The 15,292-nt window shown below is 68.4% G+C and carries 21 protein-coding genes; 11 read left to right on the plus strand and 10 right to left on the minus strand.

Going from position 1 to position 15,292, the window contains the following annotated elements; genetic code table 11:
* The 3 genes from Q8Q88_RS00415 to Q8Q88_RS00425 form a co-directional block, all read right to left on the minus strand.
* Positions 1 to 1,902 (minus strand): CocE/NonD family hydrolase (locus Q8Q88_RS00415; RefSeq protein ID WP_305673222.1); only part of this gene is annotated, 1,902 nt, incomplete at its 3' end.
* Positions 1,903 to 1,963: 61 nt separating this feature from the next.
* Entirely contained in the window at positions 1,964 to 2,905 is a 942-nt protein-coding gene (locus tag Q8Q88_RS00420) for a M56 family metallopeptidase (protein ID WP_305673223.1), read from the minus strand.
* The gene (locus Q8Q88_RS00425) at positions 2,898 to 3,263 is read right to left on the minus strand and encodes a BlaI/MecI/CopY family transcriptional regulator (RefSeq protein ID WP_305673261.1); all 366 of its coding nucleotides are present in this window, start codon (positions 3,261 to 3,263) and stop codon (positions 2,898 to 2,900) included. Before Q8Q88_RS00425 ends, Q8Q88_RS00420 begins: the two co-directional genes overlap by 8 nt.
* Before the next feature lie 130 nt (positions 3,264 to 3,393).
* Here Q8Q88_RS00425 and Q8Q88_RS00430 point away from each other — a divergent pair, with 130 nt between their 5' ends.
* From Q8Q88_RS00430 to Q8Q88_RS00445, 4 genes are read left to right on the plus strand one after another with little or no spacing between them, the layout of a single operon-like run.
* Positions 3,394 to 4,242, plus strand: coding sequence for an AraC family transcriptional regulator (locus Q8Q88_RS00430; protein WP_305673224.1), 849 nt, complete (start codon positions 3,394 to 3,396; stop codon positions 4,240 to 4,242).
* A 24-nt stretch (positions 4,243 to 4,266) separates the two neighbouring features.
* Positions 4,267 to 4,629 carry a VOC family protein gene (locus Q8Q88_RS00435; RefSeq protein ID WP_305673225.1) on the plus strand — a complete coding sequence of 121 codons (363 nt, stop codon included), beginning with the start codon at positions 4,267 to 4,269 and terminating at the stop codon, positions 4,627 to 4,629.
* Entirely contained in the window at positions 4,629 to 5,036 is a 408-nt protein-coding gene (locus tag Q8Q88_RS00440) for an SRPBCC family protein (RefSeq protein WP_305673226.1), read from the plus strand. The genes Q8Q88_RS00435 and Q8Q88_RS00440 overlap by 1 nt, the downstream gene beginning before the upstream one ends.
* Positions 5,037 to 5,092: 56 nt before the next feature.
* On the plus strand, positions 5,093 to 5,560 hold the full coding sequence (locus Q8Q88_RS00445; RefSeq protein WP_305673227.1) for a hypothetical protein: 468 nt from the start codon (positions 5,093 to 5,095) through the stop codon (positions 5,558 to 5,560).
* On the opposite strand, the gene purQ is transcribed toward Q8Q88_RS00445, so the two are convergent.
* From purQ to purC, 5 genes are read right to left on the minus strand one after another with little or no spacing between them, the layout of a single operon-like run.
* On the minus strand, positions 5,557 to 6,219 hold the full coding sequence (gene purQ / locus Q8Q88_RS00450) for a phosphoribosylformylglycinamidine synthase subunit PurQ (RefSeq protein WP_305673228.1): 663 nt from the start codon (positions 6,217 to 6,219) through the stop codon (positions 5,557 to 5,559). The two genes, Q8Q88_RS00445 and purQ, sit on opposite strands and share 4 nt — an antisense overlap.
* Positions 6,220 to 6,229: 10 nt before the next feature.
* Complete coding sequence (locus Q8Q88_RS00455; RefSeq protein ID WP_305673229.1) at positions 6,230 to 6,715, minus strand: DUF3291 domain-containing protein; 486 nt, start codon at positions 6,713 to 6,715, stop codon at positions 6,230 to 6,232.
* Complete coding sequence (locus Q8Q88_RS00460; RefSeq protein WP_305673230.1) at positions 6,712 to 7,092, minus strand: hypothetical protein; 381 nt, start codon at positions 7,090 to 7,092, stop codon at positions 6,712 to 6,714. Before Q8Q88_RS00460 ends, Q8Q88_RS00455 begins: the two co-directional genes overlap by 4 nt.
* A complete protein-coding gene (gene purS, locus Q8Q88_RS00465) occupies positions 7,089 to 7,328 on the minus strand; it encodes a phosphoribosylformylglycinamidine synthase subunit PurS (protein ID WP_305673231.1) in 240 nt (79 codons plus the stop codon). Before purS ends, Q8Q88_RS00460 begins: the two co-directional genes overlap by 4 nt.
* Positions 7,328 to 8,086 carry a phosphoribosylaminoimidazolesuccinocarboxamide synthase gene (gene purC, locus Q8Q88_RS00470; RefSeq protein ID WP_305673232.1) on the minus strand — a complete coding sequence of 253 codons (759 nt, stop codon included), beginning with the start codon at positions 8,084 to 8,086 and terminating at the stop codon, positions 7,328 to 7,330. The genes purS and purC overlap by 1 nt, the downstream gene beginning before the upstream one ends.
* Positions 8,087 to 8,283: 197 nt before the next feature.
* On the opposite strand from purC, the gene Q8Q88_RS00475 reads away from it, so the two are divergent.
* The 3 genes from Q8Q88_RS00475 (at position 8,284) to Q8Q88_RS00485 (ending at position 10,579) form a co-directional block, all read left to right on the plus strand.
* Entirely contained in the window at positions 8,284 to 8,604 is a 321-nt protein-coding gene (locus tag Q8Q88_RS00475; RefSeq protein WP_305673233.1) for a DUF1476 domain-containing protein, read from the plus strand.
* A 130-nt stretch (positions 8,605 to 8,734) separates the two neighbouring features.
* The gene (locus Q8Q88_RS00480; protein WP_305673234.1) at positions 8,735 to 9,310 is read left to right on the plus strand and encodes a metalloregulator ArsR/SmtB family transcription factor; all 576 of its coding nucleotides are present in this window, start codon (positions 8,735 to 8,737) and stop codon (positions 9,308 to 9,310) included.
* Between the two features lie 237 nt (positions 9,311 to 9,547).
* Positions 9,548 to 10,579, plus strand: a complete 1,032-nt coding sequence (locus Q8Q88_RS00485; protein ID WP_305673235.1) for a DJ-1/PfpI family protein — start codon at positions 9,548 to 9,550, stop codon at positions 10,577 to 10,579.
* A gap of 284 nt (positions 10,580 to 10,863) precedes the next feature.
* On the opposite strand, the gene Q8Q88_RS00490 is transcribed toward Q8Q88_RS00485, so the two are convergent.
* Positions 10,864 to 11,622: an SDR family NAD(P)-dependent oxidoreductase gene (locus tag Q8Q88_RS00490; RefSeq protein WP_305673236.1), complete on the minus strand. Its 759-nt coding sequence runs from the start codon at positions 11,620 to 11,622 to the stop codon at positions 10,864 to 10,866.
* 484 nt (positions 11,623 to 12,106) lie between these two features.
* Here Q8Q88_RS00490 and Q8Q88_RS00495 point away from each other — a divergent pair, with 484 nt between their 5' ends.
* The 3 genes from Q8Q88_RS00495 (at position 12,107) to Q8Q88_RS00505 (ending at position 13,377) form a co-directional block, all read left to right on the plus strand.
* On the plus strand, positions 12,107 to 12,433 hold the full coding sequence (locus Q8Q88_RS00495) for a hypothetical protein (RefSeq protein ID WP_305673237.1): 327 nt from the start codon (positions 12,107 to 12,109) through the stop codon (positions 12,431 to 12,433).
* Between the two features lie 203 nt (positions 12,434 to 12,636).
* Positions 12,637 to 12,888: a type II toxin-antitoxin system ParD family antitoxin gene (locus Q8Q88_RS00500; protein WP_305673238.1), complete on the plus strand. Its 252-nt coding sequence runs from the start codon at positions 12,637 to 12,639 to the stop codon at positions 12,886 to 12,888.
* A gap of 72 nt (positions 12,889 to 12,960) precedes the next feature.
* Complete coding sequence (locus Q8Q88_RS00505) at positions 12,961 to 13,377, plus strand: hypothetical protein (RefSeq protein ID WP_371129790.1); 417 nt, start codon at positions 12,961 to 12,963, stop codon at positions 13,375 to 13,377.
* A 47-nt stretch (positions 13,378 to 13,424) separates the two neighbouring features.
* Here the strand turns inward: Q8Q88_RS00505 and Q8Q88_RS00510 are convergent, their stop codons facing one another.
* Complete coding sequence (locus Q8Q88_RS00510) at positions 13,425 to 14,270, minus strand: LysR family transcriptional regulator (protein ID WP_305673240.1); 846 nt, start codon at positions 14,268 to 14,270, stop codon at positions 13,425 to 13,427.
* A 79-nt stretch (positions 14,271 to 14,349) separates the two neighbouring features.
* On the opposite strand from Q8Q88_RS00510, the gene Q8Q88_RS00515 reads away from it, so the two are divergent.
* Complete coding sequence (locus Q8Q88_RS00515) at positions 14,350 to 15,276, plus strand: MBL fold metallo-hydrolase (RefSeq protein ID WP_305673241.1); 927 nt, start codon at positions 14,350 to 14,352, stop codon at positions 15,274 to 15,276.
* Positions 15,277 to 15,292 lie beyond the last annotated feature (16 nt).

Raw genomic sequence — 15,292 nt, forward strand, 5'->3', positions numbered from 1 at the left:
CTCCACCACGGGGAGCTCGATGAAGCTGGCGCTGGCGCCGCCGTGGAAGACCTTCTGGGTCGCCTTGCGGTAGTCGCCCGGCTTGGCGAAGAAGATGTTCTCCACATAGGTCTGCGGGTTGCGGTCATAGAGCGGGAACCAGCTCGACTGCACCTGGACCATGACCCGGTGCCCCGGCAGGAACACGTGGTTGGCGTGGGGCAGGGCGAAGCGATAGCGCTGCACCTTGCCGGCCGGGATCGGCGAGGGCTTGGCGCTGGAGTCGCGGTAGCGGCCACGGAAAATGTCCATGCCCACGGCCAGCTGATAGCCGCCCATCTCCGGGGTCGAGGCCATCTCCTCCGGATAGACGTCGATCAGCTTGACCACCCAGTCGGCGTCCGTGCCGCTGGTCGAGGCGAAAAGGTTGACCATCGGCTCGCCGGAGATCTGCAGCGGCGCGGTCAAGGGTTCGGAGACATAGGTCAGCACGTCGGTGCGGTCGGCCGCGGCGCGCTGGTCGGCGACCAGCCAGGTGCGCCAGGCCTCGGCGTTGTCGGCCTGGACCGGGCGCGGGATATAGGGCACGGGCTTGGCGGGATCGGAGACATAGTCGTCGGCGCCGGCCGCCGCGGTCCCGAAGCCTAAGCCGCCCTGGGCCTGGAGGTAGAGGGGCTTGGACTTGGCCTGGCAGCCGCTCTCGCAGGCGATCGGCCATTTCTGCAGCCGCCGCCAGGCGTTGGTCCCAGTCTCGTAGATGAACACCGGTGGGGTGTCGGCCTTGGGTGCGCCGGGCCGCAGGTGCTGGTCCAGGAACGGCTTCATGACGTCGCGGCGGAACTCCGTGGCCGTGTCGCCGGCGAACTTCAGCGCGCCGAGCTGGCGCTGTTCATAATTGACCCCGGAGTGACGCCAGGGACCCAGCACCAGGAAGGCCTTGTCGTTGGCCGTGTCCTTGGGCTCCAGCACCCGATAGATGTTCACCGCGCCGTAGATGTCCTCCTGGTCCCAGAGGGCGCCGACCACCATGGTCGGCACGGTCAGCGGCCTCTTCTCCAGGATCTGATCCAGGGACTGCTCGCGCCAGTACTCGTCATAGGCCGGGTGCTCAGACAGCTTCTTCCAGTAGGGGAACTGGTCGAAGCCGAACTTCTTGGCGTAGTCGCCGGCCGATCCCGCCCGGCGGAAATTCTCGTAGTCGTCATAGCCGCCCCGGGCGACATCCTCGCCCGCGCCCTTCACGACGTTCTGGCTGTAGATGAAGTCGAAGGTCGCCTGCCGGAACGCGCCGTTGTGGAACCAGTCGTCGCCCTTCCAGCCGTCGACCATCGGGCTCATGGGCACGGCGACCTTCAGCGCCGGGTGCGGGTCGACCAGGGCCATCAGGACGGTGAAGCCCTCGTAGGACGAGCCGATCATCCCCACTCGGCCGTTGCCCTCGGGCACGTTTTTCACCAGCCAGTCGATGGTGTCATAGGCGTCGGTGGAATGGTCGACCGGGGTGTTATTGAGCGGCCCGCGCAGGGGCCGGGTCATGACGTAGTCGCCCTCCGACCCGTACTTGCCCCGCACGTCCTGGAAGACGCGGATATAGCCGTCGGAGACGAACACCTCGTCGCCCTGGGGCAGGGTGGCCAGCATGTTGGGGCTCACCGCCCGCTCCGTGCGCCGCGACGCGTTGTAGGGCGTGCGTGTGAGCACGATGGGCGCGGCCTTGGCGGCCTTTGGGATCACGATGACGGTGTGCAGCTTCACCCCGTCGCGCATGGGGATCATCACCTCGCGCTTGACATAGTCGAATGCCTCGACCGGCCGGACGAACTTCGCCGGGATGTCGGGCTCCATGTAGGGCGTCTGGGCGTGGGCGGAACAGGCGATCGTCAGCGCGCCGGCGGCGGCGCACAGGGTCGAAATCCGGGACATGCGATTCCTCGAAGGGCGTTTGGCGCGAGCCTAGCGGCGGGACCCGGCTATGGCGAGCCGACTAGCGCTTGGGCTGCTTGAAGGCCGCCATCTGGGCCGGTGTCAGGGTCATCAGCACCACCGTGGCCCGGGTCGGACTCATGACCTCGCGCGTGGGGTGGTCGACCCAGCGAACGTGAGGCGGGGCCGGCGGCTGGGAGGCCCAGGCTCCGAAGCCGGCCGCGCCCGAAAGCGCCAGGACGGCGCCGACGCCGATCATCGTCCGCACCATTGAGGGGCGCGGCTGTTTCAGCATGTCGATGCGCGCCTCCAGGGGGTGGCGCGACGGGGCGGGCCAGTAGCAGCCGAAGGGCAGGGGAGTCGTGCCGAGCTGGGTCTTCAGCATGGTCTCGGCATAGCGCCGCCGCTCGCCAGGCCGCCGGGCCATCACCGTAGCGTCGCAGGCCAGCTCCTGGTCGAGGCGGACATAGTAGGCGGCCAGGTGGGCGAGGGGATTGAACCAGTTCACGGCCTGGGCCAGGGCCACGCCGGCATTGATCCGCGGATCGCCGCGGTCGATGTGCGCCCGCTCGTGGGCCCGGACCAGGGCCCGTTCCTCGGGCGTGAAGCGTGTCTCGTGGTCGGCGGGGGTGACGATGCGCGGTGAAATGATCCCTACCACGGCTGGGCCCGCGGCGCCGGCCTTGGCGCGGTTCAGGAACCGTTGCTGGCCAACGCCCATCAGGGCCATGACGGCGATGACGCCGGCGATCCAGACCTGCAGACCCAGCGGAGTCGAGGGGGGCAGGGCCGTGAAGGTCGCGGCCGGAAGCCCGGCGGCGTCGGAGGCCTCGGCGGCGGGGATGAAGCTCGCGACGTAGGCGAGGGGCGCTATCAGCCACAGGCGGTAGGCGATCTCGGCCCCGAAAAGACGCCGCGCGGGCAGGCGCAGGGCGAGCACCAGGACGATCGCCAGGCTGGCCGCCAGATTGGCCCGGACGAGATCGGCGAGCAGCTCAGTCATCGTCCAGGTCCTCGATCAGCTTCTTCAGCCGGGCGATCTCGGCGGGCTTCAGCGCGCGATGCTTGGCGAAATGGGCCACCAGGGGCGCGAGCTGGCCGTCGAACAGCCGGTCCAGCAGGTCCTGGCTCTCGGCCTGCACATAGTTCTCGCGCGCGACCAGCGGCCGGTACTGGTGGCGGCCGTCCACCCGCTCGGACTTGATGGCCTTCTTCTTCAGCAGGCGATTGATCAGGGTCTTCACAGTCGCCTCGCCCCAGGCCTGGCGGGCGGTGACGTCGGCCACGATCGACTCCGCGCTGCGGGGGCTTTCCCGCCAGAGCGCGTCCATGACCTGGCTTTCGGCTTCGGTGATGTGGATTTTCATCTTACGTCCGTAGTTCTTCTGAAATTACGACGGTAAATCTTGCTGTCAAGCGGCCGCAAGAATCGCCAAGTCCGTAACGCCCGCCATGTTAGTATGGAGCGTTGAAACAGCAGCCTGGGACGGAATGTCGGTTCGTACGGTTTTGGCGTCAGGGTCGGTCGAGGTGGTCGACTATCGGTGCGAGGCAGGGGTCTCGGCCGCGCCGTTCGCCGAGCATCATGACGTCACCTGCGTCTCCTATGTTCGCAAGGGCAGCTTCGGCTACCGGCTGGGCGGCAAGACCTTCGAGATGGTGGCCGGCTCCACCGTCATCGGCCGCGCCGGCGACGACTATGTCTGCACACACGACCATCAATGCGGCGACGAATGCCTGTCCTTCCAGCTTTCGCCGGCGCTGATCGAAGCCCTGGGCGGCAAGCCCGAGGCCTGGCGCACCGGGGGCGTCGCGCCCCTGCCCGAGCTGATGGTGCTGGGCGAGCTGGCCCAGTCGGCGGCCGAGGGCTGCAGCGATGTCGGCATGGACGAGGCCGGCATGCTCTACGCCGCCCGCTTCGTCTCGATCGTGACCGGCCAGCGCCGCGCCCCGCCCCAGGCCGTCGGCCGCGACCGCCGCCGCGCGGTGGAGGCGGCCCTGTGGATCGACGCCAACGCCCATCAGGCCGTGGACCTCGATGGCGCCGCCCGTGAGGCGGGGCTCAGCCCGTTCCACTTCCTGCGCCTGTTCGCCAAGGTGTTGGGGGTCACGCCACACCAGTACCTGGTCCGCTCGCGCCTGCGCCGCGCCGCGCGGATGCTGGCCCAGGACCACGGCTCGATCACCGACGTGGCCTATGATGTCGGGTTCGGCGACCTGTCGAATTTCGTGCGGACCTTCGGTCGGGCGGCGGGCGTGTCGCCGCGCGCCTTCCGCAAGGCGGCCAAGGGCGACCGCAAGATCTTCCAAGAGCGGCTGGCGACCTCCGCCCTAGGGTGACCTCGAGTTCAACGGAGGTTCCCCATGTACGACCATATCGGCCTGAGAGTGAAAGACGTGGCGGCGAGCGCCCGGTTCTACGCCGCGGCGCTGGCGCCCCTGGGCTGTGTGAAGAGCTATGAGGACGCCGAGGGCGCTGGCTTCGGCCCGCCCGGCAGTCCGGCCCTGTGGCTCTACGCCGGCGGCGACGCCGCCCAGGGCGCCCACGTGGCCTTCAGCGCCCCGAGCCGCGAGGCGGTCGCGGTTTTCCATACGGCGGGCCTGGCGGCCGGCGGCAAGGACAACGGCGTAGCGGGCCTGCGCCTGGACTACAGCCCCACCTACTACGCCGCCTTTCTGATCGATCCTGACGGCAACAATGTCGAAGCCGTCTGGGGGACCGAATAGTGGCCTCGATCCGCAAGGACATCGCCGTCGAGGTGGGGGCCGACTTCGCCTGGTCGGTGCTGCGCCAGGTGGATCAGGCCCACAAGGCCTTCGCCCCGGTGCTCACCGACTGCCGGATGGAGGGCGACGCCCGCATCGTCACCTTCGCCGGCGGCCTGGTGGCCAAGGAACTGATCGTCGACGTCGACGATGCCGCCAAGCGGTTGGTCTATGCAGTGGTGGATGGCGCGCCGACCCACCACAACGCCGCCTTCCAGGTCTTCGCCGAGGGCGACGGCCGCTGCCGGATCGTCTGGATCACCGACGTCCTGCCGCACAGCTTCCTGGAGCTGGCGGGTCCTTTGACCGAAGCCGGTTCCGCGACCTTGAAACGCAATCTGGAAAGGCAGGCCGCCGGCGCCGGTTGACCGTCGGGGGCGAGGGGCTTATCGATATTGCGAATCATTCGCAAATAGGAGCCGCCATGAGCCCCGGACCCCACGCCGCCTCCAGTCTGAGGATCGGACCCCAAGGCCTGGCGCTCTCCGAGCAGCTGGTGTTGGCCGGCCTGCGCGCCTGGGCCCGGGCGCGAATGGCGGGCGAGGAGCCGCGGGCCCTGATTCGGCCGGGCCTGACCCACGTCGCCTCCAAGTCCGTCGCCTCGATGTTCGTCGCCATGATGGAGAGCATCGAGCGCGACGCGGCGCGGTCCATGCAGGTCCACTGCGTCGCCTGCGGCGGCTATTCGCACGACGAGCAGCGGGTGGTCCTGGCCTGCGGGCTGGCCAATATGGCGCCGGACGTGGCGGTGCGGCTGCTGGCCCCCCTGGTCCGATCGCCCGAGGCTCCGGCCCTGCTGGCCCGCACCCTCAATGTGGCGCTTTGCAAGGCGGGCTATCCGCTGCCGGTGCGGATGTGGGACGAGACCGGGGTCTCAGAGACCTTGCACTAGGCGCTGGCGAGCGCGCTCTGGAACAGCAGGGCGCCGTCAGCCGATCCGAGCTCGGCCTCGAAGGCCCGATCGGGATGGGGCATGAGGCCCAGCACATTGCCCCGGTCGTTGACGATCCCGGCGATGGCGCGCGACGAGCCGTTCGGATTGTCGAGATAACGGAACACCACCTGGCCCTCGCCCTCTAGGCGATCGAGGGTCGCCTCGTCGGCAAAGAAATTGCCCTCGCCGTTGCCGACGGTCATCTCCACCTCGCGGCGGCCGCCATAGGCGGCGGTGAAGCGGGTCTGGGCGTTGGTGACCTCCAGGCCGACCGGCTTGCAGACATATTTCAGGCCCTCGTTGCGCAGCAGGGCGCCGGGCAGCATCTGGGCCTCGGTCAGCACTTGGAACCCGTTGCAGATCCCGACCGTGGCCACCCCGCGCTCGGCCGCGGCCCTGACCTCGGACATCACGGGTGAGAGCGCCGCGATGGCGGCGCAACGCAGGTAGTCGCCGTAGGAGAATCCGCCCGGCAGGACGATCAGGTCGAGGCCGGAGGGCAGGGCGGTTTCCGCATGCCAGACCATCTCCACCGAGGCGCCGGTGGAGCGCTCGATGGCGACCTTGCAGTCGCGGTCGCAGTTGGAACCCGGGAAGACGATGACGGCGGCTTTCATGGGCGGCTCTCTAGGCGCATTCGTCGAGGATTGGGAGGGGCGGTTCGACGCAATCCGGCGCCGGGAAGATGTCGCGGAAGGTGAAAGCCTCGGGTGACGGCCCCAGCCGACGAAGCGTCGCCAGCCGCGCCACGCCTTCTTCAGGTGTCGGCCGGTGTCCGGCGGGGACCCACCACAGCGCCATGTAGATCTCCATCTTCTCGAACCACTCGGCCCGGCGGCGCATGAACTCGATGTGGCCGGAACGGTAGACAAAGGCGCCGAGCTCGGCGGGGCTTTCCCAAACCGACATGTTGATGGCGATCAGCGGATCGTCGAAGGCCTCGATGTCGGTGGCGTCGTTTCCTTCGCCGACCAGCCGCCAGACGAAGCCGGGCGAGCCCTCGGCTAGGGTGTTGATGCGCTCGAGGTTGTTCTTGAAATCGGCGATCATCGGATCGTCGACCGGCGCCCGCAGGGTCCCGATATTGATCTGGGCGAGGTGATAGCCGCTCATCTTGTTTTCAGTCCCCCGAGATAGGCCATCAGCTGGTCGAAGCCCTTCTGGTCGCCATATGGGCAGCCGGTGTTCTCCATGACAGTGGCCCCGTCCTTGCGGGCCGCCACCTGCCGGATGATCGCCGGATGGCCCGGCGCGCCCGGCTCCGTCAGCACGAAGGCCAGGGTCCCGTCCGGCGTCGCATAGTAGCGATAGGGCTCGCCGGGAGACCCAGGCGCTGGCTTGAGGTCGGGCAGGGCCAGGACCTCGGCCGACAGCGCGTGATAGGGGCGGCTACAGTCGAGCTTGAAGACCGACGGCGGCGGCGCGGGCGTGGCGGTCGGGGCGCAGGCCTGGCCTGTCAGGAGGATGGCGATGAGGGCGTGGGCCCTCACGCCACCTCGACGCGGTAGCTTTCAATGACCGTGTTGGCGAGCAGCTTCTCGCACATCTGCTTGACCTCGGCCTCGGCCGCCGCGGCGTCTGAGGCCTTCAGGTCGAACTCGATGGTCTTGCCGACGCGCACCCCGTCCACCTGGGGCCAGCCCAGGCCGTGCAGGGCGTTTTCAACCGCCTTGCCCTGGACGTCCAGGACGCCGGGTTTCAGGAACACATGAACTTTCGCGCGCACTAGTGCAGGCCTCCTTGGATCACGGTGGGCATCTCTTTCATGATGCCCAGCCGCCGGGCGACTTCGGTGTAGCCCTCGATGACGTCGCCCATGTCGCGGCGGAAGCGGTCCTTGTCCAGCTTCTCGTTGGTCTGGGTGTCCCACAGCCGGCACGAATCCGGGCTGATCTCGTCGGCCAGCAGGACGCGGGAGAAGTCGTTCTCATAGATGCGGCCGAACTCCACCTTGAAGTCCACCAGGGTGATGCCGACGCCCGCGAACAGGCCGGTCAGGAAGTCGTTCACCCGCAGGGTCAGGGCCATCATGTCGTCGATCTCCTGGGTCGAGGCCCAGTTGAAGGCGGTGATGTGCTCCTCGGCGACCATGGGATCGTTGAGCTTGTCGTCCTTCAGATAGAACTCGATGATCGAGCGGGGCAGGGCCTGGCCCTCGGGCAGACCGAAGCGCTGCGACAACGAGCCCGCGGCCACGTTTCGGCAGACCACCTCCAGCGGAATGATCTCCACCTCGCGGATCAGTTGCTCGCGCAGGTTCAGGCGCTTGATCAGATGGTTCTGGACCCCGATGGAGTTCAGCTTGACCATCACATACTCGCTGATCCGGTTGTTGATGACGCCCTTGCCCTCCAGGATCGCTTTCTTCTGCGAATTGAAGGCGGTAGCGTCATCTTTGAAGTACTGGATCAAGGTTCCGGGCTCGGGACCCTCATAGAGGATCTTGGCCTTGCCCTCGTAAATCTTCTTGCGGCGGGTGGTCATAAACGCCTTCTCCGAGGGCGAGGGTTAGCCGAGCCGTCGACTCGGCCTCTCGCCCATATGAGGCCTGATGAGGATTAGCGGAACGGCAGGGCGCGCGCAAACGGCGCGGGCGCCACATGGCGACGCGGCGCGTTTACGTTGCGAGCGCGCGGCTCAAGGGATATGCAACGCCCGACTGACGGCCCACTGGGGAACACATGACCACCTTCAACGATCGAGAGCGCGGCTTCGAGAAGAAGTACGAGCTCGACCAGGAGCAGGAATTCAAGGCCGGCGCCCGGCGCAACCGCATGCTGGGCGAATGGGCCGCGGGCCTGATGGGCCTCTCGGAAGACAGTGTCGTCGAATACGCCAAGGCCGTGGTGAAGTCCGACTTCGAGCTGCCGGGCGACGACGACGTGCTGCGCAAGGTGTTCGAGGACCTTAAAGGTTCCGGCGTCGCCATCACCGAGGGTGAGGTGCGCATGAAGATGGACGAACTCCTGGCCCAGGCCCGCGAGCAGATCCGCGCCGGCTGACCGGCCCACCACCGCCTGCCCAACCCACAGACGCCGTCCGAAAGGGCGGCGTTTTTGCTTGCGCGCCCGGTCAAGCTTGCCAAATCAATCGATAGACATCTAATTAGATGGTCATCGATGGATCGAAGCCATGCCCGAATCCCACCTCCAGGCCCTGCTGGCCTTCTTCAAGGCCATGTCCAATGAGAGCCGGCTACGCCTGGTCGGCCTGCTGAGCGAGCGCGAGCGCAGCGTCCAGGAGCTGGCCGAGCTGCTGGACTTGAAGGAGCCCACCGTCTCCCACCACCTGGCGGTGCTGAAGGAGCTGGGCCTGGTCACGGTGCGCGCGGCCGGAACCACCCGCTGGCACGCGCTGGACGCCCAGGCCCTGGAGGCCATGAACCGCGCCCTGCTGGAGCCCGCCGCGGCGCTGGCGCCCCCGGCCGCCGAGAGCTGGGAGGACAAGGTGCTGGCCACCTTCGTGGAGCCCGACGGAACGCTGAAGCTCATCCCCGCCAGCCGCCGCAAGCGCACGGTGATCCTGAAATGGCTGACCGCCAAGTTCCAGGACGGCCGGCGCTACCCTGAGGCGGAGGTCAACGCCACGATCCAGCGCCACCACTGGGACAGCGCCACCCTGCGCCGCGAGCTGATCGGGGCCGGGATGATGGCGCGGCACGACAATGTCTATTGGCGGATGCCGGCAGCCGACTGGCGGCTGGGCTAGGGGCGGCGCAGCCGCGAACGTCCAAAGAGACTGGCCACGGAAAACACGAAAAACGCGGACACGCGGCCCCTGCCCCGTCGGTGTCTTCCGTGTCTTCCGTGGTCGATCTTGGCTTCGCCGGCCTAACCGGAGAGTTCCGAGAGACCCCGGCCTCGCCGATGGCAGGAATAGTTGGAACAACGGCATTTTGCGCCGCCGGGGCGGGGGCTAGATTCCGACGTCGATCCGGAGCCTCCCATGCCTCGACACGCCCTCGTCCCCCTGCTGGCCGCCCTCGCCCTGTTGCTGACCCTCGCCGGCCCTGCCGCCGCCAAGCCGCTGGTGGTGATCCTCGCCGATGCGCGGGGCACGGTGGCCACCGACCTGCTGGCCCCCTACGCCATCCTCGCCGAGAGCGGGGCGGTGGAGGTCAAGCTCGTCTCCGCAACGCGGGCGCCGGTGCGCCTGACCCCCGGCTTCGCCTGGGCCGCGCCCCAGATGACGCTCACCGAGCTGACCCGCCAGCGGCGCCCCGACGTGGTGATCGTCCCGGCCCTGGAGGTGGTGGACGATCCCGCCCGCGCGGCCTGGCTGCGGGCCCAGCTCAAGGGCGGGGCCAGGATCATGTCGATCTGCAACGGCGCCAAGGTGCTGGCCGCCGCGGGCCTGCTCGACGGGCGCCAGGCCACGGTCCACTGGTACAGCCGCGGCAGGCTCTCCAAGCAGCACCCGGAGGTGACCTGGCGCCACGACCGGCGCTGGGTGGAGGACGGGCCGATCACCACCACCGCCGGGATCAGCGCCGGGGAGCCCGCGACCCTGCACCTACTGGGCCAGCTGGCCGGGGAACCGGTGATGGCCGCCACGGCCCAGCGCCTGGGGCTGCCGCCGCCCGACCCGCGCCATGCGGGGCAGGACTACCGGCTGACGCCGCGGGGCATGGGTCTGGTGGTTAGCAATCTGGCGGCCTTCTGGCGGCATGAGGAGGTGGCCTTGCCGCTCAGCAACGGCCTGGACGAGATCGCCTTCGGGACGGCGCTGGACGCCTGGTCGCGCACCTATCGCTCGACGGCCTGGGCGGTGGGGGCGCGCAGCGTGACGACGCGGCATGGGCTGAGCGTCTATCGCGCCGCCAGCCTGCCGGAGCGGTTCGACCGGCGGGTGGTCCTGCCGCGCGGGGAGGCCATGGTGGCGACGTTCGCGCAGATCGGGCGCGCCTATGGGGAGACCACGGCGCGGTTCGTGGCGCTGCAGTTCGAGCACCCCTATGGGGCGGTGAGCGGGTGGTAGGGGCGCTAGGGGGGCACCCGACCTAATCGGCGCGCGCCCTGCGTCGGGCTGCACCCTTGCCTCGCGCGCAGGCGCGGCTTTGAATTAAGTATAGTGTCCCCGAAATTCCAGCAGGCCATCAGCACCGTTGTGATAGAGGCCCTCAAACCATCGCTTCAGGAACCGACCCAGATCGGAAGATGGCTACAGCCCCCCGCAGCCGATTCGACGCGCGCCGGGATAGGCTCGTGCGGAAAGATCTTTGAGCGCAATCATCACCCCGAACTGAGGCGAGCTGCGCGCGCTCACACGGCCTTGCCGGCCAGGAACCCGCCATCAATTCCCACGACGCTGCCGGTGATGTACGAGGCGCGATCAGAGGCCAGATAGACGATAAGCTCGGCCACCTCTTCAGGCTGCCCTGCCCGACCCAGCGGATGGCTGGCCGCCACACGCGCACGCGCCTCCTCCGAGTCTGCCAATTGCGTGAGGTCCGTGTCGATCGCCCCGGGAGCCACTGCGTTAACGCGAATACCCTGGGCTCCCAACTCGAAGGCCATGATCTTGGTTAGGCCGACGACTCCGTGCTTCGACGCGACGTAGGCCGCGCGGCCCGCCATTCCTGTCAGCCCAGCGACGGACGACACATTGACGATCGAGCCGCCCCTGCCGTGCTCAAGCATTCGGCGGACCACCGCCTGGGACAACAGGAACACGCTGGTCAGATTGACATCGATGACGCGCCGCCAGGCTCCGGCTTCCAGCTCTAGGAAACCGCCCCGCTCGGCGATGCCGGCGTTGTTGACAAGCACAGCGATCGGCCCAAGCCGACGCTCGGCCTCGGCAACCGCCTCAAGGACCGCTTGGTCCTCCGTCACGTCCGCGACGAAAGGTTCCGCGACCCCGCCCTCGGCACAGATCAGCTGCGCCGTGCGCTCGGCTAGATCCGCCCTCCGGTCAAGCACCGCAACAGACGCTCCGCAGCGCGCAAAGCGTCGGGCGGCGGCCGCGCCGATTCCGCGTCCAGCCCCGGTGACCAACGCGACCTTGCCGCCGAAATCCATCTCGCCTGGCACTCTAGTCGCCGCCCCTCAGCATCAGGATGTTATTCAACATGCTGAATGATGGCTTGGGTTCTGCGATTTGGCAATTCCTGTAGCGCCGCATCTCACGCGGCCGTGCGCTGCCGGGATTTGGCTTGATCGGAAAGAGCAGTGGTCGCGTCCTACAGGCCCCCTCTCGCAGGCAGGGCAACGAGGGAAATTTGGCGACACAATACTTAATTCCCAGCCCACCCTCCGAGCCGACCTCCGCCGCCCGCCTTCCTTAAGGACGGCGCTGAGCGCCACCGCTGGCGCGGCCGCCTGCGGCGGTCCTTGACCAAGCCGGGCGGCGAAGCTCAAGGGCTGCCATGGCCTTTAAGGCTTTTCAGCATCCCTGAGGGATGCAGGTGTTGGAGGGGGCGATAAGTCTTGCTCCTGAAATATCCACCTGCGGTCCATTGAGGTGACTGTTGGCGCCGAACTGCGCCTCAGCGGTAGTCCGGCGATGACTGATGGACGGTGGTGGCTCGCTCTGACGACTTTTGAGCGAGACGAAGATGAGCAGCAAATCCTTCCGGACTGGGCGCATGGCGCCAGCGGCTGGATGGTTGCGCTCGCGCCGGACGAGGACGCCGCGCGGCGCCTCTTCGCCCACGACCTACAGCATCACGGCCTTCGCGCTATCGAGATCGATAAGCTGCGGGAGGTATTCAGCGACGAGGAAATCGAGGAGGTGGATGATCACCTCGCCGAGAACTTCCGGGATTTCGAACGGGGCAAGAGCACGGTCTGGGGCACGCTTCACTGCTACAAGGGCGAGCGTGAAGCCTGAAGGGGCGAGGGTGGTCCCGGGGCGAGGCCGCAGGTTACGGTGACCGTGCACTCCATTTAGCGTCGGCGTCTTTTGGCGGGGGTCCCTCGCTTGGCGGGCTTGGCGCCGATCAATGGAGGCGTCGATCTAGTGCGCTGTCACCGCAATCGCGAAAATTGACAATCTTTGCCAAATTTCGCATGATCGGCGCCAGAGGTGCGACCATGGCGACCATGAATGTTTCCCTGCCCGACGCCCTGAAGGACTGGGTCGAGGGGCGAACCCGGACCGGGCGCTACAGCAATGCGAGCGACTATGTGCGTGACCTGATCCGGCGCGATCAGGAGCGCGACGAAAAGATCGAGGCGATGCAACGCCTTGTCAGCGAGGCGCTGGAGAGCGGCGTCAGCCCGAATTCGATGCAGGATATCCTTGAGGCCGCGCGTCGGCAGGCCGGCGTGGTTCGTGGCCTATAGGCTCAGCGAGCGATGAAATAGGGGACACGATACCTATTTCCCGGCCGTGCTGGTCGCCAAATCCGGCGGCTGATCTGCGAGCGGGTGGCGGCGGGGATGACGGTGGGCCAGGCCTGCGACCTGCCGGGCCTGCCCTGCGAGGGCACGGTCTATAACTGGGTGAAGCGCTATCCGGAGTTCGCCGAGGCCTATGGGGTGGCGCGGAGCGTGCAGGCGCACCGGCGCTTCGACCAGGTGTGGGAGATCGCCGAGGCGGCGACGGCGGAGACGGCGTTCCTGGCCAAGGTACGGATCGAGGCGGCGCGCTGGCAGGCCGCGCGGCTGGCGCCGACCAAGTACGGCGAGCGCCTGGAGCGGGCGAAGGGCGGCGAGGGCGACGGGCGTCCGCAGCTCAATGTGATCATCCGCCGGTTCGCCGACGACGTGAAGATCGAGGCGGCCGAGCGGGCCGCGGCGGGCCTGGCGGAGGACGGGGCGGCGGCGGACTGAGGTGCGCGGCGACGCCCGCGCGGCGGAGCTCGCGCGAGCCTGGCCGGTCAGGCCGCCGAGCGCAGGCCGCGGGGCGGGGCGTGGCCTACGGCCTGCAGGATCCGCGTCACCGCCGCCGACCCGGCGTCGGTCTGGCGATAGGCCACGCCCACCTCGCGACGCAGACCCAGGTCGGCCAGCGGCCGGGTCGCGACGCGCGCGTCCGGCGGGACGACGCCTTCCGGGAGCACGGTCGCGCCGACCCCGGCCTCGACCAGCGCCAGCGCCCACTCCTCGGTGGTGGCGACGGCGACGATCTGCGGCTTGAAGCCCAGATCGCCGGTCTGGTCGGCGTTTTCGCAGTTGCAGCGGCCGATGAGCGGCAGGCCGTCCAGGTCCGCCAGGGTCAGCCGCGACTTCAGGCGCAGCTCATGGCGCGGGGGCAGGGCCAGGACATAGCCCTCGGACCACAGGGGCGCGAAGGCCTCGTCCTTGTCGGTCATGCTGCGCGAGACGATCCGCGCGTCGCAGGGCGCGTCCGCCTCCACCAGGAACAGACGGACGTCGCCGGCTTGGGTGAGCGGCTTCAGCAGCGGCAGCACGCGCGGGATGTCCAGGCTGCGCATCAGGCCCAGCGTCACCTCGGCGGCGGGCGTCGACTCGAACAGGGCCTTGAGCGACAGCGCGTCGTCCACCAGCGGCCGGGCCCGCCTGTAGAGCACGTCCGCCGCCGCGGTGGCGGCCACGCCCTTGCGATGGCGCGCGAACAGCACCGTGTCCAGCTCCCGCTCCAGCGCCGCGATCGCCGCCGAGACCGAGGGCTGGGAGATGAAGCAGCGTCGCGCCGCGGCGGTCACGCTGCCGGTCTCGTAGACCGCCAGGAAGTAGCGCAGCTCCCGAAGTTCCATAGTCATGACCTATAGTGTACGTCAGATATCGATATTTTACATATGGCAGGCGGCAAACCAAGGATCGGGGGTTCAGGAGATCCCGATGCCTTCCATCTCGCCTTTTTCCCCGTTCGCCGCCCTGGCCCTCGCCATCTCGCTCGCCGCCTGCGCGGCGCCGGCCTCGGAGGCCGGGCCGCCGAGGCTGCCGGCGCCGCCCGCCGCCCGTCCGCCGGCGGGCATGACGCTCAGCGCCCTGCCCTCGGGCTCCACCCAGTCCAGCGCGGCGATGGCCTTCGAGGGCGGCCGGATGGACGACAAGCGCACCTTCGTCACCGGCGCCATCCTGGTGGAGCATCCGAAGGGACGGCTGCTGTTCGACGCCGGCTACGGCCGTGACCTGGCCCAGCACGTCAAGACCGCCCCGGCCATCATGCGGGCGACGATCAAGCCCCGGCTGACCACGACGGTCGCCGAGCAGCTGGCCGCCGGCGGCGTGCCGCTCGCCAGCCTGACCGCGGTCGTCCTCACCCACGCGCACTGGGACCACGTCAGCGGCCTGCAGCACTTCCCCGACACGCCGGTGTGGGTCAGCAGGGCCGAGCTCGATTTCGTCAACGGCGACCACCGTGCGGCGAAGCTGGCGCGCCGGCTTGGCACGCGGAACTACCGCGCCTTCGGTTTCCCGGACGGTCCCTATCTGGGCTTCGCGGAGAGCTGGGACGTGTTCGACGACGGCAGCGTGGTGCTGGTCCCGGTCCCCGGCCACACGCCGGGGTCCATCGTGGCCTTCGTCAGCACGCCGGACGGCAAGCGCTACGCCCTGGTCGGCGACACCGCCTGGCAGGCGGAAGGCGTGGAGCAGCCGGCCCAGAAGCCGATGCTCAGCCGCTCGCTGGTGGATGTCGACGGTCCAGCCACCTGGGCCATGCTGCGGAAACTGAATGCGGCGAAGGCGGCCATGCCCGGCCTGGTCATCGTCCCGGCCCACGACGACCGGGTGTGGAAGACGCTGCCGGCCTTCCGGCCGTGAAGCCTCGGGTCCGGAT

The organism is Phenylobacterium sp., from assembly GCF_030697925.1.
GTDB lineage: Bacteria > Pseudomonadota > Alphaproteobacteria > Caulobacterales > Caulobacteraceae > Phenylobacterium.

Bases quoted from the DNA above. Each gene is read 5' to 3' on its own strand.
- Q8Q88_RS00490 (WP_305673236.1), bottom strand. From the start codon at position 11,622: ATGGATTTCGGCGGCAAGGTCGCGTTGGTCACCGGGGCTGGACGCGGA.
- purQ (WP_305673228.1), bottom strand. From the start codon at position 6,219: ATGAAAGCCGCCGTCATCGTCTTCCCGGGTTCCAACTGCGACCGCGAC.
- Q8Q88_RS00430 (WP_305673224.1), top strand. From the start codon at position 3,394: ATGTCGGTTCGTACGGTTTTGGCGTCAGGGTCGGTCGAGGTGGTCGAC.
- Q8Q88_RS00455 (WP_305673229.1), bottom strand. From the start codon at position 6,715: ATGAGCGGCTATCACCTCGCCCAGATCAATATCGGGACCCTGCGGGCG.
- Q8Q88_RS00510 (WP_305673240.1), bottom strand. From the start codon at position 14,270: ATGACTATGGAACTTCGGGAGCTGCGCTACTTCCTGGCGGTCTACGAG.
- Q8Q88_RS00495 (WP_305673237.1), top strand. From the start codon at position 12,107: ATGACTGATGGACGGTGGTGGCTCGCTCTGACGACTTTTGAGCGAGAC.
- Q8Q88_RS00420 (WP_305673223.1), bottom strand. From the start codon at position 2,905: ATGACTGAGCTGCTCGCCGATCTCGTCCGGGCCAATCTGGCGGCCAGC.
- Q8Q88_RS00485 (WP_305673235.1), top strand. From the start codon at position 9,548: ATGCCTCGACACGCCCTCGTCCCCCTGCTGGCCGCCCTCGCCCTGTTG.
- Q8Q88_RS00445 (WP_305673227.1), top strand. From the start codon at position 5,093: ATGAGCCCCGGACCCCACGCCGCCTCCAGTCTGAGGATCGGACCCCAA.
- Q8Q88_RS00500 (WP_305673238.1), top strand. From the start codon at position 12,637: ATGGCGACCATGAATGTTTCCCTGCCCGACGCCCTGAAGGACTGGGTC.
- Q8Q88_RS00435 (WP_305673225.1), top strand. From the start codon at position 4,267: ATGTACGACCATATCGGCCTGAGAGTGAAAGACGTGGCGGCGAGCGCC.
- Q8Q88_RS00480 (WP_305673234.1), top strand. From the start codon at position 8,735: ATGCCCGAATCCCACCTCCAGGCCCTGCTGGCCTTCTTCAAGGCCATG.
- purC (WP_305673232.1), bottom strand. From the start codon at position 8,086: ATGACCACCCGCCGCAAGAAGATTTACGAGGGCAAGGCCAAGATCCTC.
- Q8Q88_RS00475 (WP_305673233.1), top strand. From the start codon at position 8,284: ATGACCACCTTCAACGATCGAGAGCGCGGCTTCGAGAAGAAGTACGAG.
- Q8Q88_RS00515 (WP_305673241.1), top strand. From the start codon at position 14,350: ATGCCTTCCATCTCGCCTTTTTCCCCGTTCGCCGCCCTGGCCCTCGCC.